The sequence below is a fragment of the Aestuariibaculum scopimerae genome, from assembly GCF_059428085.1.
In genome coordinates this window covers 3,127,518-3,148,076 of the sequence record NZ_CM182089.1, presented here as the reverse complement: position 1 = coordinate 3,148,076, position 20,559 = coordinate 3,127,518, and the positions used below count along the sequence as shown (strand labels likewise).

17 protein-coding genes are annotated in these 20,559 nt (G+C 35.5%); 11 read left to right on the top strand and 6 right to left on the bottom strand.

Features of this window, described 5'->3' with window-relative positions; genetic code table 11:
• Positions 1 to 19: 19 nt before the first annotated feature.
• From AC5SR4_RS13685 to ychF, 3 genes are all read right to left on the bottom strand, one after another.
• Complete coding sequence (locus AC5SR4_RS13685; RefSeq protein ID WP_495356834.1) at positions 20 to 2,680, bottom strand: DNA gyrase/topoisomerase IV subunit A; 2,661 nt, start codon at positions 2,678 to 2,680, stop codon at positions 20 to 22.
• Positions 2,681 to 2,994: 314 nt separating this feature from the next.
• Positions 2,995 to 4,845 carry a DNA topoisomerase IV subunit B gene (locus AC5SR4_RS13680; protein ID WP_495356833.1) on the bottom strand — a complete coding sequence of 617 codons (1,851 nt, stop codon included), beginning with the start codon at positions 4,843 to 4,845 and terminating at the stop codon, positions 2,995 to 2,997.
• A gap of 167 nt (positions 4,846 to 5,012) precedes the next feature.
• Positions 5,013 to 6,107: a redox-regulated ATPase YchF gene (ychF, locus tag AC5SR4_RS13675; protein ID WP_495356832.1), complete on the bottom strand. Its 1,095-nt coding sequence runs from the start codon at positions 6,105 to 6,107 to the stop codon at positions 5,013 to 5,015.
• 196 nt (positions 6,108 to 6,303) lie between these two features.
• Between ychF and AC5SR4_RS13670 the strand changes: the two genes are divergently transcribed.
• Positions 6,304 to 7,779, top strand: a complete 1,476-nt coding sequence (locus AC5SR4_RS13670) for a carboxypeptidase-like regulatory domain-containing protein (protein ID WP_495356831.1) — start codon at positions 6,304 to 6,306, stop codon at positions 7,777 to 7,779.
• Positions 7,780 to 7,797: 18 nt separating this feature from the next.
• Here the strand turns inward: AC5SR4_RS13670 and AC5SR4_RS13665 are convergent, their stop codons facing one another.
• The gene (locus tag AC5SR4_RS13665) at positions 7,798 to 8,151 is read right to left on the bottom strand and encodes a 4Fe-4S dicluster domain-containing protein (protein WP_495356830.1); all 354 of its coding nucleotides are present in this window, start codon (positions 8,149 to 8,151) and stop codon (positions 7,798 to 7,800) included.
• Between the two features lie 63 nt (positions 8,152 to 8,214).
• Here AC5SR4_RS13665 and AC5SR4_RS13660 point away from each other — a divergent pair, with 63 nt between their 5' ends.
• The 7 genes from AC5SR4_RS13660 to AC5SR4_RS13630 all read left to right on the top strand — a co-directional run bounded on the left by AC5SR4_RS13660 (position 8,215) and on the right by AC5SR4_RS13630 (position 15,198).
• A complete protein-coding gene (locus AC5SR4_RS13660) occupies positions 8,215 to 9,276 on the top strand; it encodes an acyl-CoA reductase (RefSeq protein WP_495356829.1) in 1,062 nt (353 codons plus the stop codon).
• A 74-nt stretch (positions 9,277 to 9,350) separates the two neighbouring features.
• Positions 9,351 to 10,415, top strand: coding sequence for a 3-phosphoserine/phosphohydroxythreonine transaminase (gene serC, locus AC5SR4_RS13655; RefSeq protein WP_495356828.1), 1,065 nt, complete (start codon positions 9,351 to 9,353; stop codon positions 10,413 to 10,415).
• A gap of 40 nt (positions 10,416 to 10,455) precedes the next feature.
• Positions 10,456 to 11,406: a D-2-hydroxyacid dehydrogenase gene (locus AC5SR4_RS13650; protein ID WP_495356827.1), complete on the top strand. Its 951-nt coding sequence runs from the start codon at positions 10,456 to 10,458 to the stop codon at positions 11,404 to 11,406.
• Between the two features lie 391 nt (positions 11,407 to 11,797).
• Entirely contained in the window at positions 11,798 to 12,235 is a 438-nt protein-coding gene (locus tag AC5SR4_RS13645; RefSeq protein WP_495356826.1) for a DUF6146 family protein, read from the top strand.
• A 39-nt stretch (positions 12,236 to 12,274) separates the two neighbouring features.
• Positions 12,275 to 12,577, top strand: coding sequence for a DUF6787 family protein (locus AC5SR4_RS13640; RefSeq protein WP_495356825.1), 303 nt, complete (start codon positions 12,275 to 12,277; stop codon positions 12,575 to 12,577).
• On the top strand, positions 12,577 to 12,909 hold the full coding sequence (locus AC5SR4_RS13635) for a hypothetical protein (protein ID WP_495356824.1): 333 nt from the start codon (positions 12,577 to 12,579) through the stop codon (positions 12,907 to 12,909). Before AC5SR4_RS13640 ends, AC5SR4_RS13635 begins: the two co-directional genes overlap by 1 nt.
• Before the next feature lie 63 nt (positions 12,910 to 12,972).
• Positions 12,973 to 15,198 (top strand): TonB-dependent receptor, encoded by a 2,226-nt coding sequence (locus AC5SR4_RS13630; protein ID WP_495356823.1) that lies wholly within the window; start codon positions 12,973 to 12,975, stop codon positions 15,196 to 15,198.
• 84 nt (positions 15,199 to 15,282) lie between these two features.
• On the opposite strand, the gene AC5SR4_RS13625 is transcribed toward AC5SR4_RS13630, so the two are convergent.
• Together AC5SR4_RS13625 and folE are read right to left on the bottom strand one after the other, a co-directional pair.
• Complete coding sequence (locus AC5SR4_RS13625; RefSeq protein WP_495356822.1) at positions 15,283 to 15,552, bottom strand: hypothetical protein; 270 nt, start codon at positions 15,550 to 15,552, stop codon at positions 15,283 to 15,285.
• A gap of 16 nt (positions 15,553 to 15,568) precedes the next feature.
• Positions 15,569 to 16,156, bottom strand: coding sequence for a GTP cyclohydrolase I FolE (gene folE, locus AC5SR4_RS13620; RefSeq protein ID WP_495356821.1), 588 nt, complete (start codon positions 16,154 to 16,156; stop codon positions 15,569 to 15,571).
• A 293-nt stretch (positions 16,157 to 16,449) separates the two neighbouring features.
• Between folE and AC5SR4_RS13615 the strand changes: the two genes are divergently transcribed.
• The 3 genes from AC5SR4_RS13615 (at position 16,450) to AC5SR4_RS13605 (ending at position 20,426) form a co-directional block, all read left to right on the top strand.
• Positions 16,450 to 18,885, top strand: a complete 2,436-nt coding sequence (locus tag AC5SR4_RS13615) for a DUF5916 domain-containing protein (RefSeq protein WP_495356820.1) — start codon at positions 16,450 to 16,452, stop codon at positions 18,883 to 18,885.
• Positions 18,886 to 18,935: 50 nt separating this feature from the next.
• Positions 18,936 to 19,595, top strand: coding sequence for an ABC transporter ATP-binding protein (locus tag AC5SR4_RS13610; RefSeq protein WP_495356819.1), 660 nt, complete (start codon positions 18,936 to 18,938; stop codon positions 19,593 to 19,595).
• Positions 19,596 to 19,661: 66 nt separating this feature from the next.
• Positions 19,662 to 20,426, top strand: coding sequence for a TIGR02757 family protein (locus AC5SR4_RS13605; RefSeq protein WP_495359193.1), 765 nt, complete (start codon positions 19,662 to 19,664; stop codon positions 20,424 to 20,426).
• Positions 20,427 to 20,559 lie beyond the last annotated feature (133 nt).

Genomic DNA, 20,559 nt, shown 5'->3' with positions numbered 1-20,559 from the left:
AATGGTTTAGAAGTCTGAGTTAAAACAATGTTGGCTGCCCTTTATCATCATCATTAGAGGGCTTGCCACTTTCTTCTTTTGCTTCGGTTGCTTCTTTCTGTGGTGCCTTTTCAGTTTCAATGGTCTCTTCATCAACCACTTCTAAGTCTTCGGCATGAACTTCTTCAGGCGCGTCGTAAGGTAATGGATCCAATAAATTAATTTGGTTAACCTTTTCCTTTGTTAATTGATTGCCCAAGGCATTGATACCTTTAACAGCTATAAACTCTTCCAAAATAACAACCATGTTCTCTTTTCTCTCTTTACCACGTTCTTTGGTAAACTCTACCTCTGCCATAGGTTTCCAATCGGTTGAAACAATTTCCAGATGTGATTTTTCGTGACCAGAAATAAAACTTTCTTCTTTGTTTTCGTTTTCTATTAAAAATCGCTTAACAAAGTAACGTTCTTTTTCGCCATCAAAATAAATAGCCGATATGGGTTTCTTGGGCACCCATTTTTCCATCACGATCATATCGTCATCAAAATGGGTAGTTACCTCTGGTATAATGGTTTTTGCCATACCCTTTTGATTGATTACCAATATTTTATCTTCCCCTCTAAACTCACCTACCAAATCGCCCCTACCATCAACATTTAAACGTTGTACGGCATCATCAAACCAAATTTTACGTGGTTTTAAGGTAGAAACGCCTTTTTCTTTAAGCTCAATTCTCTTAACTGAATATTTGGTTACCAAGTTTCCTTTAGATACGCGGCCTTTAATTAGAATATCTGCAAAATCGATATCCCACTTTAACTTTTTAATACTTCCTACCTGCCTTAGCAAAATGGTGATAACCTCAGCTTCTCCATTTGGGTTTGCTGAAAAGTACAACACCGTTGAAGCCTTGTTTCCGTTTGTTAAATCATACTCCCTATCTCTGGTAATACTGGTAACAGCAAAACGCTTTATATAGGATGGGCCACCCTTACCGTCTCTATAAACCATGTTATAGATGGTACGTTTGTCTTTCTTTTTAAATACGGCAACATGGATGATATCCTTACCTACAAAGGTTTTGGTATCTACTTTGGTTACCATCATTTTCCCTTCTCTTGTAAAAACAATAATATCATCAATATCACTACAATCGCATACATATTCATCACGGCGTAGTGAAGTGCCTATAAAGCCTTCGGCTCTATTGACATACAATTTAGTGTTTCGTATTACCACTTTGGTAGCATCTACATCATCAAAGGTGCGTATTTCTGTTTTACGCTCTCTACCAGCGCCGTAATCTTTTTTAAGTCTGTTAAAATAGGCTATAGCATAATCGATAAGATTCGCCAAATGGTGTTTTACTTCTGCTATCTGTTCTTCTAATGCATCTATTTTTTGTTGTGCTTTGTCAATATCAAATTTAGAAATGCGTTTAATACGTATTTCTGTTAAACGTACGATATCATCTTCAACAACGGGGCGTTTTAAATGCTTAATGTGAGGTTGCAAGCCTTTATCTATGGCACTAATAACCCCTTCCCATGTTTCCTCTTCTTCAATGTCGCGATAAATCCTGTTCTCGATAAAAATGCGTTCCAACGATGCAAAATGCCACTGTTCTTCAAGCTCTCCTAACTTTATTTCCAGTTCTTGTTTTAAAAGCTGTACCGTATTATCTGTACTGCGACAAAGCATTTCGGTAACACCAATAAACAAGGGCTTATTATCCTCAATAACACACCCTAAAGGCGAAATGGAACTTTCGCAGCTTGTAAATGCATATAAGGCATCAATGGTTTTATCGGGCGATAACCCAGATGGTAAATGCACTAAAATTTCAACTTCGGCAGCCGTATTATCTTCTATTTTCTTAACCTTGATCTTTCCTTTATCATTGGCCTTTAAAATGGAATCTATAAGTGTTGATGTTGTGGTGCCATAAGGCAATTCGGTAATGACCAAAGTATTCTTATCCAGTTGGGATATTTTTGCCCGAACACGCACACGCCCACCTCGTTGTCCGTCATTATAATTAGAAAAATCGGCAATACCTGCTGTTGGAAAATCGGGTAGAATGGTAAATCGTTTCCCTTGTAAATGCTTTATAGACGCATTGATAAGCTCTATAAAATTATGTGGTAATATTTTGGTAGACAATCCTACTGCAATCCCCTCTCCTCCTTGTGCTAATAGCAGTGGAAACATAACTGGCAAATTAACAGGCTCTTTACGACGGCCATCATAAGAAGCCTGCCATTCCGTTATCTTAGGATTGTAAACAACATCCAGTGCAAATTTAGACAGTCGTGCCTCAATGTAACGGGACGCTGCTGCACTATCGCCCGTAAGGATGTTTCCCCAGTTTCCCTGGGTATCAATTAATAAATCTTTTTGGCCTATTTGCACCATGGCATCGGCTATACTGGCATCGCCATGTGGATGGTATTGCATAGTATGACCAACAATATTGGCAACTTTGTTATAGCGACCATCATCCAAATCTTTCATGGAGTGCATAATGCGTCGCTGTACGGGTTTAAATCCGTCTTCTATGGCCGGTACGGCACGCTCTAAAATAACGTATGAAGCATAATCTAAAAACCAATCTTTGTACATGCCCGTAACTCGGGTAATGGTTTCAGTAGGTTGTTGTTCGTCTTGTTCGTTAATTAAATCGTCGCCGTCTTCTATCATTAATTAATTATGTTTATTTTGGGTTTGCCACTAAGCATCACCCTTCCTTTTCTTTTAAATTCTTTTATGCGTCTTCCAATTGTTGTAGGAGCTACATGTAAATGAGCATAAGATCTTTTTTCTGTACTTTTTTTGTCTTTATTGTATAACATCTTGTTTAGGTTTTAGGCCTGTATAAAACAGGTAATAATTACTTTTTGCGATGCAAATTTAAGCCTAAACTTCTGTATATTGGCTTTATTTTAACGTAACTTTATAACCATATTCTCATTTTTATTAACTATAAATACAAAAACGATAATTTTTGCCCCTAATTATTCTATAATATCTAATTCTACCTTTAAGTTATCAATAATAAATTCTTGTCGCGATGGCGTGTTTTTACCCATGTAAAACGACAATAATTCTTCTATTGACATGTTTTCATCCAGCATTACAGGATCTAAGCGAATATCATCTCCAATAAAGTGCTTAAACTCATCGGGCGATATCTCTCCCAATCCCTTAAATCTTGTTATTTCTGGTTTTGGTTTTAATTTTTCAATGGCCTCAATACGCTCTTCCTCAGAATAACAATAAATGGTTTCTTTTTTATTTCGCACGCGAAACAATGGTGTTTGCAAAATGTACAGATGCCCCTCTTTTATAACTTCTGGAAAAAACTGAAGAAAGAATGTTATTAATAACAACCTAATATGCATACCATCAACATCGGCATCGGTAGCAATAACTACATTGTTATAGCGTAAATCTTCTAAGGACTCTTCAATATTCAACGCTGCCTGCAATAAATTGAATTCCTCGTTTTCGTAAACAATCTTTTTACTTAGTCCATAGCAGTTTAATGGTTTACCCTTTAAACTAAAAACGGCTTGTGTATTAACATCTCTTGATTTTGTAATGCTTCCTGATGCAGAATCTCCCTCGGTAATGAACAAGGTAGACTCTAAACTTCTATCGGTCTTAGTGTCGCCAAAATGAATGCGACAGTCTCTTAGTTTTTTGTTGTGAAGGCTCGCCTTCTTGGCGCGGTCTTTTGCTAATTTTCTAATACCAGAAAGCTCTTTACGCTCGCGCTCTGCCTGCAATATTTTACGCAGAAGTTTCTCGGCTGTTTCTTGGTTTTTATGTAAATAGTTATCTAAATACGTTTTTACAAAATCGTTTATATATGTTCTTACGGTTGGTAAATTACCACCCATGTCTGTTGAGCCCAATTTTGTTTTGGTCTGGCTTTCAAAAACAGGTTCCATAACTTTGATGGCAATGGCACTGACTACGGATTTTCTAACATCGGAAGCATCAAAGTTTTTGCCATAAAACTCACGTATGGTCTTTACTAAGGCCTCCCGAAAGGCGTTTAAATGTGTACCGCCTTGCGTGGTATTCTGCCCATTTACAAACGAGTGGTATTCTTCACTATATTGTGTTTTGCTATGGGTTAGGGCAACTTCTATATCATCACCCCGTAAATGAATGATTGGGTACAATCTATCTGATTCATTAATATTTTCACTCAATAAATCTTTTAAACCGTGCTCGCTAAAATACTTTTCGCCGTTAAAAACAATGGTTAAGCCAGGGTTAAGGTATACATAGTTTTTTAGCATTTTAACGATATACTCATTTCTATATTTATAGTTTTTAAAAATGATATCGTCTGGCACAAAAGATACTTTGGTTCCCTTACGACGTGAGGTATCGTCTAATAAATCTTGGTTGGTAAGGTTCCCTTGTTCAAACTCAGCTGATGCAGATTTACTATCTCTGGTAGATTCTACCCTAAAGTAAGACGACAAGGCATTAACCGCTTTGGTACCTACCCCATTAAGGCCTACTGATTTTTTAAAGGCTTTGGTATCATATTTACCACCGGTGTTCATTTTTGAAACCACATCTACCACCTTTCCCAAAGGAATACCACGACCATAGTCCCTAACAGTCACTCGGTTACCATGTATAGAAATTTCGATGGTTTTTCCGGCACCCATTACAAATTCGTCAATGGAATTATCCAATACTTCTTTTAGAAGAATATATATACCATCATCTGGCGAAGAACCATCCCCTAATTTACCAATATACATACCAGGACGCATACGAATGTGTTCTTTCCAGTCTAACGAACGTATATTGTCTTCCGTGTAATTGGTTTGTTCAGCCATAAATTAAGAGTAAGATTTCGTGATAGGCTGCTAATATAACACAACCAAGCAAAAAATGAAACAGCCTTTACACAAAGTAATTAACAATATATGTATTGTTTTTGTTGAGAACATAGGCCTGTGAAGGTATATGTTTCTTAAGAATATGAAGAAAGTATATTGCCTAATTACACATTGAACAGGAAATGCATGACATCGCCATCTTTAACAATGTAGTTTTTACCCTCTACACGCATTTTACCCGCTTCCTTTACTTTTAATTCACTTCCATAAGTTACATAGTCTTCATAACCAATAACTTCAGCTCTAATAAAGCCTTTTTCAAAATCGGTATGGATAACGCCTGCTGCTTGCGGTGCCGTAGCACCCACATCAATGGTCCATGCGCGTACTTCTTTAACACCCGCGGTAAAATAGGTTTGCTGGTTTAAGAGTTTATAGGCTGCTCTAATTAATTTGGCTGAACCGGCTTCGTCCAAACCTATATCCTGCAAGAACATTTGGCGCTCTTCATAATCATCCAGTTCATTAATATCTGCCTCCGTTCCAACGGCCAGTACCAATACTTCGGCTTTTTCATCTTTAATAGCTTCCTTTACTTGCTCTACGTAATTGTTTCCCGATACTGCAGAAGCTTCATCCACATTGCAAACATACATCACGGGCTTATCTGTGATAAACTGCGATGGCTTTACAAAATCATGGTATTCATCATCACCAAACTCTAAAGCCCTAACAGATACTCCTGCTTCTAGTCCCGCTTTTATTTTCAATAAGACCGCTTCTTCTTTCTGGGCATCTTTATTACCTGTCTTAGCAGCACGCTTTACTTTGTCCAATTTCTTTTCAACGGTCTCTAAATCCTTAAGCTGCAACTCCATATCAATAGTTTCCTTATCACGTATGGGGTTTACATTACCGTCTACATGTACAATATTGTCATTATCAAAACAACGCAATACATGCAAAATTGCATCGGTTTCCCTTATATTGGCCAAAAATTGATTTCCCAATCCCTCGCCTTTACTAGCTCCTTTTACCAATCCTGCAATATCAACAATTTCAACAGTTGCTGGTTGTACACGTACAGGCTTAACCAACGATTCTAATTTTTCCAATCTTGGGTCGGGCACATTTACAACACCCACATTGGGCTCTATTGTACAAAATGGGAAGTTTGCACTTTGTGCCTTAGCATTTGACAAACAATTAAATAAAGTCGATTTTCCAACATTTGGTAATCCTACGATGCCTGCTTTCATCTTGAGTTTATGAGTTATAGGTTTATGAGTTTATCCTCTACTAAAGCTTAAAGCATAGAGCATATAGCCTAATGCTTTTTAGCGCTTGCAAATGTAGTTATTTCCATCATTATTTTAAATAAATTGAAAGCCTAATAATTATCATGTAACATTATGGCAGTTCAGTCGTTGTGTTTTTATAATGTACCTCCATATAATGAAACATATTTTAGTACTCCTTTTTATTGCTATTAGTGGTTTCAATGTTTTTTCCCAAAACATAACCGCTAAGTTAATTGACAAGAACACCAAAGTACCTATACCTTATGCAACCGTTAAAATAGATGAGTATAACGGTTTGATTTCCAATGAAGAAGGTTATTTTACTTTAATTTATGAAAAGGTAAAAAACAATGTGCTAACCATTTCATGCCTTGGTTACCAAAGCAAATCCCTAACAGTAGACGATATAAAAGCCCATCAATTTATTGTTGAATTGGATGAAGCCATCAATCAACTTAACGAAGTGTATGTAAGCAATAGAAAACCCAATGCCGACTCTATTATTGCTAGGGTAAAAAGAAACCTTTATAAAAACTACACCGTTACCCTTAAAAAATATGATGTGTTTTATCGTGCTACAGATTATGTCGATTTTAAAAATTTAAATTTTGATATTGAAAAGGCTTCACATGTTAAAAAGCAGCAAATCGCAAATGCCAATAATGACCTAGACGCTTTAACGCGTGATATCATTAACAGTAAAACCATTCATTTTACAGACTTTAAAGGTACCTTATACTCACAAAACCCAGATAATAGCAAGCTTGTTGTTGCAAAAGCCACCAAACTGTTGGACCAAAAAAAGGATTTCTCGGTTGATGACATCCAAAAACGAGCACAAAACATTGTACTTAAGTACTTAGACACCTCTAAAACCTATAAAGTAAAAACAGGTATTTTTAAAGTTGAAGATTCTTTATCTATGAAAGAGGGTGAGTTTAAGGATGACAAACCGCATGAATATCATGTTAAGGACTTAAAAAATGAGACCAAGAGCCTTTTAAACGTATCACAGTTTTACGATAATTCATTTTTAAACAGTATTTTAAATACCAGATTGTATGAGTACACTTTTAAGGATATTGCCTTTAACAATAATGTACTAACTTATATTATACAATACCATCCTCGTAGAGGCAGAGCCAAATACACTGGAAAAATCTTTGTGGCAGATAGCAGTTATGCCATTACTAAAGTAGACTATACCTACTATGAAAATAGGCACGGTGACAAATTCAACCTAAAATTACTTCTTGGCGTAAAGTTTATAGAGAATATAGACCAAGGTATTGTACTGTACCAAAAAAATGCCGACAACACCTACCAACCCAAATATATAAAGCAAGAAAGTGGTAGCTATTTTTATGTAAGCAGAGGTTTGAAATTTATAGAAAACAGTCCTGCCAAAAATAAAGTTGCATTCGATTTTACAATTGAAGGCAATAGCCGCAACAAACAAGAAATACTTATTACAGCTACTAATAATATGACTTTAGAAACCTACAAAGCCATCCAACAAGAAAAAAACCTAAGCTATCAAACCCTAAATAAGTTTGAGAAAACCATTTGGGAAAATGAAGAAATTATAGAGCCCTTGGCCGAAATGAAAGCGTTTGGTAGTACTGAGTAAAATTAGTGGTGTTTACTACTATCCATCTGGATGCATAAAACGTTGTTTAGCAAGCAACTCTTCTTCAGTTTCAACATGGTCTTCGTCTGGTACACAACAATCTACCGGACAAACAGCTGCACATTGTGGTTCGTCATGAAACCCTTTACATTCGGTACATTTGTCGGGTACAATATAATAAAGCTCATCACTTACTGGTTCTTGGGCCTCATCGGCATCTACTTCAGTACCATTGGTTAAAACCACTTTTCCAGATAAGCTTGTGCCATCCTTGTAGCGCCAATCGTCCGCACCCTCATATATTGCTGTGTTTGGGCACTCAGGTTCACAAGCACCACAATTTATACATTCGTCTGTTATAATAATTGCCATAGCGTTTTTTCTTTCTAACTTTGCACAAAAATAAAGCCAAAACTATTCATAACCAAATGCAGGATGGATTTACAACAAAGAATTAACGCTTTTGTAAAATTAGGAGATTTTTTAAGTCAATTTTCTAACGATGTTGTTCAAAAAAAGGATAATGTGGAACATAACGATCTATTCTTTGATGGTTTTAAGCACCAATTAAAATTGGCTGAAGCGCATAACGGTTGGTTTACCCCTGAAAATCTAAGCTTTGCAATCAACAGCTGGTCAAGTGCTTTAACAGCAACAAATTTAAGCACATGGTTAACGCCTTACAATATAGCTCATGTAGCCCCAAAACGCATAGCTGTTATCATGGCTGGCAACATCCCACTAGTGGGGTTTCACGACTTTTTGTCGGTATTGATTTCTGGGCATCATGTATTGGTAAAACAATCCTCAAGCGATAAACATATATTGCCTTACCTAAGTAAGTACTTGGAATATGTTGAACCTGGATTTAAAGGCACCATTACCTTTACCGAAGCTAAAATTGAAGATTTTGATGCTGTTATAGCTACAGGAAGCAATAATACCGCGCGTTATTTTGAGTACTATTTTAAAAACAAACCTGCCATTATTAGAAACAACCGCAACTCGGTAGCTGTGCTAACAGGTCATGAAACAGAAGACGATTTAAAAAATCTGGCTGAAGACATTTTTAGGTATTATGGGTTGGGGTGCCGTAATGTATCTAAACTATTTGTGCCCAAAAACTACCATTTTGATGCCTTTTTTAATGCCATGTACCATTGGCACCCCATTATAGAAAAAGCCAAATACGCCAATAACTATGATTATAACAAAGCAGTGTATTTAATGAGTGAATTTGATATGCTTGAAAATGGCTTTTTAATGATAAAGGAAGATACCAACTATGCATCGCCCATTGCTACTGTTTTTTATGAATATTACGATAGCAAAGAAGAATTGGCCAAAAAGCTTGAAGCCGACAAAAATCAAATTCAATGTATTGTGTCTAAAGGATTTTCCGAAAATGAGATTGCATTTGGGGCCACACAAGAACCACATCTTTGGGATTATGCGGATCGGGTCGATTCTATTGAATTTTTATTATCAATTTCATGAAAAAATTATTGAATTTATAACACTAAATTTCTAATAAATTAGCAACTTTGCAACTTAAAATTCTACAACACAAAATGAAAAAACATAATTTTAGTGCAGGACCAAGCATTTTACCACAAGAAGTATTACTGAAAGCATCTGAAGCGGTTATAGACTATAACAATACAGGCTTATCTTTAATTGAAATATCGCACAGAAGCAAAGATTTTGTCGATGTTATGGAGAAAGCCAGAGCTTTAGTTTTAGAACTCCTTGGCCTAGAAGGTAAAGGTTATAAAGCCTTGTTTTTACAAGGAGGTGCTAGCACGCAATTCTTAATGGTTGCCATGAATCTTTTAGAAAAAAGAGCGGGGTATCTAAATACCGGTGCATGGAGTGAAAAAGCCATTAAGGAAGCTAAGATGTTGGACGATATTTATGAAGTAGCATCATCAAAAGATGCTAACTTTAATTATATTCCTAAAGGATACACAATTCCAGAGGATTACGATTATTTCCACTGTACATCAAACAATACCATAGTAGGTACCCAAATGAAATCATTCCCAAGCTCACCCATACCATTGGTTTGCGATATGAGTAGTGATATCTTTTCGCGTGTCTTGGATTTTTCTCAATTCGATTTAATCTATGCTGGTGCTCAAAAAAATATGGGCCCTGCCGGTACAACACTTGTTGTTGTTAAAGAGGATATTCTTGGCAAAGTATCGCGTAAAATACCTTCTATCATGGATTACAAAAAACACATTGCAAGCGGTAGTATGCTTAATACACCACCTGTATTTGCAGTTTACACTTCTATGCTAACCTTAGAATGGCTTAAAAGTATGGGAGGTATTGCTGCCATAGAAAAAGAAAACGAGAAAAAAGCAAGTGTTATGTATTCTGAAATTGACTTAAACCCATTGTTTAAAGGGTTTGCAATGAAAGAGGACCGATCTTTTATGAATGCTACTTTTAACTTAACAAGCGACAATTTAAAAGAAACATTTGATACTATGCTTAAAGAAGCTGGCATTAGTGGTGTTAATGGCCATAGAAGTGTTGGTGGCTACAGGGCATCCATGTACAATGCCTTACCACTTGATAGTGTAAAAACACTTGTAGAGGTAATGAGCGAACTAGAAAGCAAAGCATAGACTTTATAAACTTTTAACTTTACAAACTTTTAACTTTAAAATGAAAGTATTAGCAAACGACGGAATTTCACAAACAGGAAAAGACGCACTGGAAAAAGGTGGTTATGAGGTAATAACAACCACCGTAGCCCAAGAACAACTTATCAATTACATTAATGAAAAAGAAATTAGTGTGCTATTGGTTCGTAGTGCTACAACAGTAAGAAAAGAGCTTATTGACGCCTGCCCAAGTATTAAAATTATAGGCCGCGGCGGTGTTGGCATGGATAATATAGATGTTGAATACGCACGCGAAAAAGGAATTTCAGTCATTAATACCCCAGCCTCCTCATCGCACTCTGTAGCAGAGTTGGTTTTTGGTCACTTTTACAGCTTAGCCCGTTTTTTGCATAACTCTAATAGGGAAATGCCCTTAGAAGGCGACAGCAACTTTAAAGCTTTAAAGAAAGCATACGCTAAAGGTGTTGAGCTAAAAGGAAAAACACTTGGTGTTTTAGGGTTTGGTCGCATTGGCCAAGCAACTGCCAAAGTAGCATTGGGCGCTGGTATGAAAGTCATCGCTTTTGATCCTTTTATAGATAAAGTAAATTTAGAATTAGACTTTTATGATGGTCAAAAATTGAACTTTGAAATTAACACCATCTCTAAGGAAGCTGTTTTAAAACAATCTGATTTTATAACACTACACGTACCTGCACAAAAAGAATACGTAATTGGCAAGCCAGAATTTGAACTTATGAAAGATGGTGTTTTTATTGCCAACGCAGCACGTGGCGGTGTAGTTGATGAAGTAGCACTGGTAAATGCTATAAATTCAGGAAAAGTAGCTGGAGCTGCACTGGACGTTTTTGAAAACGAACCAAAACCTGAAATGCAACTGTTAATGAACTCTGCATTATCGCTAACGCCACATACAGGAGCTGCCACCAATGAAGCGCAAGATAGAATTGGTACCGAATTAGCCGATCAAATTATTAGCATTCTAGGTTAATACATACCAATATTACAAAATAGAGAAGGGCGTCTAAAAAGCAAAATTGCTAGACGCCCTTCTTTTTTATAATCTAAGCGCATAAACTTTACATCTCATGCTTAGGGTTTTTATGCTTTTCACTTAGAAACTTTATAAAAATACTAGTATTTATACATAAAAAATAGTACTATTTTTTTAAAATAATACTAGTATATTTTTTAATAAATACTACAATAATTTGGAAACTTCGGGAAGACCTCTAAAATATTAGGGTTTATATAATATACGAAAAAAAGCTAAATTATAGTTCTTTTTAATTTACATAATATTAATATATAAGCATATTAACGTGCAGCGGTTTTAAGTGTGGAATAATTTTTGTATTTTCAATAGTAAATTTACTATACAAATGAAAACACTTATATATATACTTTTAATTTGTGGTTTAGTACTAGGTTGCCATAGCACAAAAAACACCACAACCCCCAAAGATGAAAGAACTGCTAACGTTAAAGATAATGATACCGTAACTATAGCCAATGACGAATTGGAGTATGAAATCATTATTATAGAACCCGGATTTAATTCTTGGCTAGCAAGCAGAGCCCGCCCAGAGGGTTTTTATTCACAACAATTCCTAGAAAACAGGAATATTATTTATGTAAACGAATGGAACAATAGAGTCCTGCAACCTCAAGTGTACAATCCTAATTTATACGAAATGCAAATAGATTACCAACAGGGTATAGATTATGGTTACGAAGTAAATTATAAGCTCTACAATTATTTTATTTACTTCCAGCTTACCTACAAACAAAGATTAGCTGGATTTGTTCCTAGAATTTAAATCCCTTTTAACTATTTTTGCATCCAAATAGATACTTTTTTGAAAAAATTAAAAGAACGTTGGGGTATTGATAGTAATTGGCAAATTATTGTTATTTTAATTGTATTTGCCATTACAGGTTCGTCGGCTTCATACATAGGAAAACCCATTTTAAATTTCTTAAGTATTACTTCCGAAAACTTTGGAGGTTTTTGGTATTGGGTATTACGCATCATCCTATTATTTGTTATGTACCAATTCATGCTTGTCTTTTTTGGCTGGGTATTTGGTCAATATAAATTTTTCTGGAACTTTGAAAAAAAGATGCTCAAGCGCATCGGCCTTAAACGTTTTTTAAATTAGTGCAAACAATTAAAGAACATATCCTTTTTAAAGTATTAACGCTCCTGTTGGCGGTTACCTTATTGGCGCCAACGGTTCAAAAGTTTGCACACATGTTTGCAGACCACAAACATGATATTTGTTTTGGGGAAAAAGCCACCCACTTGCACGAATTAAATATCGATTGTAGTTTTTACAAGTTTAAATTAAACAATTCCTATACGCTACCGCAGTTTATAGTCACTTTATTTGTTCCAAAAGAACAACCTTTACAAGCTGTATCACAGTATCAATTCCTTAGCAAATACCAACGCTTACAAACAGCGCTTCGCGGCCCGCCTGGTTTAATTTAAATAATCATGTTAAACTGAATACCATTCAGTATCCATTTATTTTTTAAATTAAACATATATATAATGCGTATTATACTAAACATATTGCTATGGCTAGCAATTACTAATTTATATTCTCAAAACACAATAAAAGGTCAAGTTGTAGATGCTAATACACAAGAGCATTTGGCCTTTGTAAATATTTATATTACAGAACTTGAAAAAGGGACCTCTACCGATGAAGAAGGGCGCTTTTCCATCAATGAATTACCGCTTGGAAACTATACCATGCTTATTTCATACCTTGGTTATGAAACCCAATCGGTTAAAATAAACACATCTAATGATTCCCTTCTTACCATCGCACTAAAACACTCGGCCATTGAGATGGAAGGTATTATTATTTCAACACCCTTTCATAAGTTGCAAAGCGACAATGTTATGAAAGTGGAGCAAGAAAGTATAAAAAACCTAAAAGCCCATGGTGCTGTAAATTTAGCAGATGGCATTACAAATATACCCGGTGTAGAAAGCATTTCTACAGGATTAAGCATAGGAAAACCTGTTATACGAGGCCTTAGCTCTAACCGCGTTTTGGTTTATACCCAAGGTGTTAGACTGGAAAACCAGCAATTTGGTGACGAACATGGTTTGGGTATTAGTGCCTCTGGCATTGAGAGTGTTGAAGTTATTAAAGGACCTGCCTCCTTACTCTATGGTAGTGATGCACTTGGTGGTGTACTGTATTTAAATCCGGAAAGGTTTGCACAGGCACATACTTCTGCAGGTGATGTAAGTGGCAACTATTTTAGTAATACCCAGGGCTTTAATACCAATGCGGGTTACAAAACCTCTACCAATCGTTTTAAATTCTTGTTTAGGGGGAGTTTAACCGAACATGCCGATTATAAAACAAACACCTACCGTGTAACCAATACACGTTTTAGAGAACAAGATTTTAAAGCAGGAATAGGCTATCAAACCAATGCCTTTAAAACCGATTTTAGGTATAATGTTAACAATTCCAAATTGGGTATTCCCGAAGAAATTGCACAACAAACCACTAGAAAGGCTCCGCAAATGCCTTATCAAAATATTACCAATCATATATTCAGCTCTAAATCCACATGGTTCTTAAACAACTCTAAATTAGATATCAATTTAGGGTATATATACAATGACCGAAAGGAATTTGAAGAACACCATCATGAGGAAGGAGAAAACGAAGAAGACGAAGAAGCGGAAGACCATAGCGATGAAACCTTGGAAGCTGCCCTTCATATGAAACTTAAAACGGCAAACTACGATATAAAATACCATATGCCCAAACTAGGTAAGTTTGAAACCGTTTTTGGCATACAAGGCATGAATCAAGTAAACACCAATTATGGTGAAGAAACCCTAATTCCGAATGCCACAACAAATGATTTTGGAGTTCTTGGCGTTTCGCACGTTCATTTTGAATCTTTAGATATACAACTTGGGGCGCGTTACGATAATAGGCAGATAGCTGTTACATCTGGATTGCAAAGACATTTTAATAGTTTTAATGGTGCCTTGGGAGCTAAATTCAATTTAGATAGCCATTTAACAGCGCGCATTAATTTGGCTACGGGTTTTAGAGCACCTAACTTGGCCGAATTGACTTCAGACGGTACTCATGAAGGCACCAATAGGTATGAAATTGGAAACCCAGACCTAGAATACGAACAAAACTTCCAAACGGACATAGCCCTAGAATACAAAAACGACCATTTAGAGCTATATGTTAATGGGTTTTACAACAAGGTTAACAATTACATTTACCTGTCTCCTAACGGTATGACTGTTGGAGAAGACCCCGTATTTATTTACCAACAAAACGATGCCAAGCTATACGGAGGTGAGATTGGCGTACATATACACCCCCATCCACTCGACTGGTTCCATATTGAAACAAATTTTGAATCTGTTACGGGCAAACAAAGCAATGGAGATTATTTACCGCTTATCCCTGCCAATTCACTAACAAACATTTTAAGGGTAGAATTTGAAAGACCATGGCTAAAAAGCGGCTATGCCTTTGTAAAATTGATGTCTACCTTCAAACAAAATAACGTAAGTGCATTTGAAACTCCAAGTATTGGCTACAATCTATTAAGTGTGGGGCTTGGAGGCACTTTTTCTTTGTTTAAAAATGAAGCTACCATTACCCTGTCTGGAACCAATTTAACAAACAAAACCTATATAAATCATCTATCGCGCTTAAAGCCCGATAACATCTATAATATGGGTACAAATATTAATATTGGCTTCACCTATCATTTGTAGTACAATTTTAAATTACTAAAAAAAGGGGTTTGAAAGAATGTTTTAACACTTTCAAACCCCTCTTTATAATTATGGGATTATTATCTAAGATTTCTGCTCTCTCTTAAATACATAGGTATATAACCACATTAAAGTAAAAGTGGGAATAATATCAAACCCTGGTAATGCTTCTTCAACAAAGTTAACAACCCCCGCTATTTTACCAGGTTTCCCTTTATACAACTTTGTCATGAGCCAACCAGAAAGTGGCGCCCAAACAATATCGGCAAACTCCCCAACACCAGGAATCATAAAAGACACATAACCTATGGCATCTAATATAATTCCTAAAATCAGCTTTTTGTATTTGTTCATGCCGTCCATCATACCGCTACTTCCCTATAAGCTTTAAGAATTCATTTCGGGTCTCAATCTTTTCAAACTGTCCTCTAAACCCAGATGTAGTAGTTATAGAATTTTGTTTTTGCACACCACGCATCATCATGCACATATGCGATGCTTCTATAACAACTGCAACACCTTGTGGTCGTAACGTATTATTTATACAATCTAAAATTTGTTCGGTTAAACGCTCTTGAACTTGTAAACGCCTAGCAAATATATCTACCACGCGTGGCAATTTGCTAAGCCCCACGATATGACCATTGGGTATATAGGCAATATGTGCTTTGCCAAAAAAAGGAAGCATATGGTGTTCGCACAATGAGTACAATTCAATATCTTTAACAATCACCATTTCGTCATAGCTTTCCTTAAACATAGCACTTTTAAGGATTTCAACAGGATCTTGGTGGTAGCCCTGTGTTAAAAACTGTATAGCTTTGGCAGCACGCTCAGGGGTTTTTAATAAACCGTCGCGTGTTACATTTTCACCCAAGTCTTCAATGATGCTTTTATATCTATTTTTAACATCTTCAGTAACCTGCATGTTATATTCTTCAAAATTCTTGTATTGCATACTTTAATTTGATTTATAACTTATTTAAATAAGCCGCTTATAACTTTTTAAGTTTAAGAGTATTTTATAAACTGTAACAAAGTTGGTATTTATTTTTATTATAAACTACTTAAAACCATAATTCATAGCTTTTAAAGTTAAGTAAATTTTTAATGTTCAACATAGAAAAGCCCATATGAAGAAACTTTTAACTTTAAATTATGAAAAACGAACCCTACATAATTTATTTTTGTTAGGCACAGCAACCTATTTATGATTTTTGTGGCTTTTTAACATCAATCAAATCAAAATCAATGAGGTTTTATCTATTAATCTCCTTTTTCCTTGCATGTAACTATTTTGCTATCGGGCAAAATAAAAAATCATATACAATTAAGCGCGCATTAAAAGCACCAAAAATTGATGGTGTTTTAGATGACGAAGCATGGGAAAATGCCGATGAGGCCAAAGACTTTACCCAATTTAAGCCAGAAATGAACTTAAAAGACACCATTGGCATTAAAACAATTGTAAAAATCACTTATGATGACAATGCCATTTATTTTGGAGCTTATTTATATGATGATCCAACAAAAATAATGCGCCAATTTACCACAAGGGATAATTTTGGACAATCTGATTTTTTTGGCATTGTGATAAACCCTAATAACGATGCGCAAAACGATACTGAGTTTTTCATATTAAGTTCGGGCACCCAAGCCGATGCCATTGTAAATCCGGGTATTGAAGAAGATTTTGGATGGAATGCTGTATGGGAAAGTAAAGTAAACATGGTAAATGATGGGTGGATTGTTGAAGTAAAAATACCCTATAGAGCACTTCGGTTTTCAAATGAAAAAGTACAAACTTGGGGGTTACAATTTCACAGGCATTTTAGAAGGCACCGGTCTCAATATTCATGGAATCCAATAGACAGAACAATAGGAAACATTGGTCTGTATCATGGGGAGCTTAAAGGTTTGGACAATATCGAATCGCCTACCAGATTGAGCTTTTATCCATTTACTTCTGGACTAGTAAACACCTACAAGGGAAAAACAAATACAGATTTAAATTTTGGTTTGGATGTAAAATACGGAATTACTGAAAATTTTACTTTAGATGCAACTTTAATTCCTGATTTTAGCCAAGCAGGATTTGATAATCTGGAGCTAAACTTAGGCCCTTTTGAGCAGACTTACTCAGAACAGCGCCAATTCTTTACCGAAGGTGTTGATTTATTTAGTAAAGGAGATTTGTTTTTTTCAAGACGTATTGGTAGTCGTCCTACTGGTAAAGTAACACTAAACAATAATGAGGAACTAAAAGATTACCCCAATACTGTTAAGGTTTTAAATGCTGTAAAAGTTTCTGGTAGAACAAAAAACGGATTTGGGGTAGGGATATTTAATACCGTCACAGAAAAAACAAAAGCAACCATAAGAGACAGTGTTACTGGAGAAATAAGGGAAGAAGTTGTTGAACCTATAGCCAATTATAATATTCTGGTTTTAGATAAACAATTCAACAAAAACTCATCCATAAGCTTAATAAATACCAATGTTACAAGAAATGGCCATTTTAGAGATGCTAACGTTACAGGGTTAATTATGGACATATCGAACAAAAGAAATACCTATAATATTTTTAGCGAAGTGAAAATGAGTAGCCTAAACTCAGTCGATGGCAATTCCACAGGATTAAGTTCTTTCTTTGCAGCCAAAAAGTCACATGGCAATCTTAGGTACAGCTTTGATCATAGCTATGCCGACACCAAATATGATATTAATGACTTAGGGTTGTTACTAAGAAATAATTATAACAACTTTGGGTTTGATATGTCCTACAGGGTTTTTGAGCCCACAAAAAAACTAAACAGGTATTACATTGGTACTTTTATAAACTATAAAAGATTGGCAAGTCCAAGTGCCTATACTGGTACTAATTTTGGATTTGCATATAATGCACAGACTAAAACACTACACGATTTTGGAGGAAATATTAATTTTCAAGTAGGTAAACAATATGATTATTTTGAGCCAAGAACCGAAGGGCGCTTTTTTATATATGAAAACAGAATAAATTCCAATATTTGGTTTTCATCAAATTACAATAACACGTTTGCTATAGATACCAATATTGGAGGCGCTACTTTTTTTGAAAAAAATAGAGACTCAAATGATTTTTGGTTTGGGATAGGTCCAAGAATCCGTTTTAATGAAAACTTATTGGTAAAACTTTCCTTTGATTTTAATAAAGCGTTTAACGATAGAGGCTATACTGCAACAGTTAATGATGATATTGTTTTTGGTGAGCGCAACAGGAAAACCTATATAAATAGCTTTTCTGCTAATTATATATTCAATTCGTTTCATGGTTTATTATTGACTTTTAGAAACTATTGGTCTGTTGTCAATTATAAAGAACAGTTTTTTACACTAGAAAATAACGGGCGCTTAAACCAAAACTCAGGTTACACAACTGATAGCTTAGAAAAGAATCCAAACATTAATTATAATACTTGGAATTTAGATCTTAATTACTCTTGGCAATTTGCTCCAGGTAGTTTTTTAACTGCATTGTTTAGAAATCAACTGTTCAATATAGACAATGCTTCAACCGATTCTTATAGCACTAGTTTAAGCACCTTATTTAAACAACCCATAGAAAATACTTTTTCATTACGTATCCAGTATTTTATAGATTATTCAAGTCTTAAAAAAGCTTTTATCAAGAAAAGCGGTTCATAATTGTACATCACAGCTTAATGTAGTAAATTCACGGCTGTTATTTTACAGTCATGATTCAAGCAAAGAACATTCATAAATTCTATGGCAACCTACAAGTCCTTAAAGGCGTGGATATACATGTAAAAAAAGGAGAAGTTATTTCCATTGTAGGAGCCTCTGGTGCTGGAAAAACAACCTTGTTACAAATATTGGGAACGCTAGATAGGGCATCCTCCAAGGAAAATTTTGAGCTAAATATTAACAACACCAATATAAATACATTAAACGATAAGGCCTTAGCCAAATTTAGAAATGAGCATATTGGATTTATTTTTCAATTCCATCAACTACTACCAGAGTTTACAGCATTGGAAAATGTATGCTTGCCTGCATTTATAAAGGGAACCAAGAAAACAGAAGCTGAAAGCCGTGCCAAAGAACTTTTGGATTTTTTAGGCTTGTCACACCGTTATAACCACAAACCCAATGAACTCTCAGGAGGTGAGCAGCAACGTGTTGCTGTTGCCCGGGCCCTTATTAATAACCCCGATCTTATTTTTGCCGATGAGCCTTCTGGTAACCTTGATAGTGAAAGTGCCGAAAACCTGCATAGTCTATTTTTTAAACTACGTGATGAGTTTGGGCAAACCTTTGTTATTGTTACCCATAATGAAGAACTGGCGAACTTGGCAGATAGAAAACTGCTTATGGTAGATGGAAAGATTAAATAGCACAGGGGTTGGTTAAAATATTAGATGTTAGAAGTTAGATAGTAGAAGTTGAAAGGTTTGGATATATTGAATGCATTAGAGCTAAAGGACTTTTTAAATACCAAGGTTAACCAATATAACAATACCAGGTTTATAGAAAGTGATCCCATTCAAATACCACATCAATTTACTCTAAAAGAAGATATTGAAATTGCTGCCTTCTTAACGGCCACCATTGCTTGGGGTAACCGAAAAAGCATTATCAATAATGCTAAGCGCTTTATGGAGCTATTGGACAATGCTCCCCATGATTTTGTTATCAATCACACAACAACCGATCTGGAGAAGCTACAGCCCTTTGTGCACCGTACCTTTAATGGTAACGATGCCATGCAATTTATAACTTCCTTACAACACATATATAAAGTCCATAACGGTTTAGCAGCCGTTTTTACCAAATATGCACAACCCCATTCCATGCAAGGAGCCATTTCTAAATTTAAAAACCTATTTTTTGAAGTACCACATTTACAACGAACCCAAAAACATGTAAGCGACCCACTTAAAAACTCTGCTGCAAAACGTATTAATATGTTTTTACGTTGGATGGTTCGCAATGACCACACTGGAGTAGATTTTGGTATCTGGCCTAGCCTCTCACCTGCCCAACTATCGTGTCCGTTAGACGTACATTCCGGCAATGTTGCACGTAAATTAGGGCTGTTAAAAAGAAAACAAAACGATGCAAAAGCCTTATTAGAGCTGGATACATCACTGCGAAAACTAGACCCAAACGACCCCGTGAAGTATGATTTTGCTTTATTTGGCCTTGGGGTTTTTGAAGGTTTTTAATTACTGAACACTCCGTTAATATTCTGTTTAAATTATTAACATTTAGGTAACCAATTCTTCATTTAAAGCCAAAGTTCCCATAACATCATTGAGGATTATTAAGGATAATTTTACCCTAAACAAATAATCACTA

Bases quoted from the DNA above. Each gene is read 5' to 3' on its own strand.
- AC5SR4_RS13630 (WP_495356823.1), top strand. From the start codon at position 12,973: ATGCGTATTATACTAAACATATTGCTATGGCTAGCAATTACTAATTTA.
- AC5SR4_RS13680 (WP_495356833.1), bottom strand. From the start codon at position 4,845: ATGGCTGAACAAACCAATTACACGGAAGACAATATACGTTCGTTAGAC.
- AC5SR4_RS13645 (WP_495356826.1), top strand. From the start codon at position 11,798: ATGAAAACACTTATATATATACTTTTAATTTGTGGTTTAGTACTAGGT.
- AC5SR4_RS13665 (WP_495356830.1), bottom strand. From the start codon at position 8,151: ATGGCAATTATTATAACAGACGAATGTATAAATTGTGGTGCTTGTGAA.
- AC5SR4_RS13650 (WP_495356827.1), top strand. From the start codon at position 10,456: ATGAAAGTATTAGCAAACGACGGAATTTCACAAACAGGAAAAGACGCA.
- serC (WP_495356828.1), top strand. From the start codon at position 9,351: ATGAAAAAACATAATTTTAGTGCAGGACCAAGCATTTTACCACAAGAA.
- AC5SR4_RS13685 (WP_495356834.1), bottom strand. From the start codon at position 2,680: ATGATAGAAGACGGCGACGATTTAATTAACGAACAAGACGAACAACAA.
- ychF (WP_495356832.1), bottom strand. From the start codon at position 6,107: ATGAAAGCAGGCATCGTAGGATTACCAAATGTTGGAAAATCGACTTTA.
- AC5SR4_RS13625 (WP_495356822.1), bottom strand. From the start codon at position 15,552: ATGAACAAATACAAAAAGCTGATTTTAGGAATTATATTAGATGCCATA.
- AC5SR4_RS13610 (WP_495356819.1), top strand. From the start codon at position 18,936: ATGATTCAAGCAAAGAACATTCATAAATTCTATGGCAACCTACAAGTC.
- AC5SR4_RS13660 (WP_495356829.1), top strand. From the start codon at position 8,215: ATGGATTTACAACAAAGAATTAACGCTTTTGTAAAATTAGGAGATTTT.
- folE (WP_495356821.1), bottom strand. From the start codon at position 16,156: ATGCAATACAAGAATTTTGAAGAATATAACATGCAGGTTACTGAAGAT.
- AC5SR4_RS13670 (WP_495356831.1), top strand. From the start codon at position 6,304: ATGAAACATATTTTAGTACTCCTTTTTATTGCTATTAGTGGTTTCAAT.
- AC5SR4_RS13615 (WP_495356820.1), top strand. From the start codon at position 16,450: ATGAGGTTTTATCTATTAATCTCCTTTTTCCTTGCATGTAACTATTTT.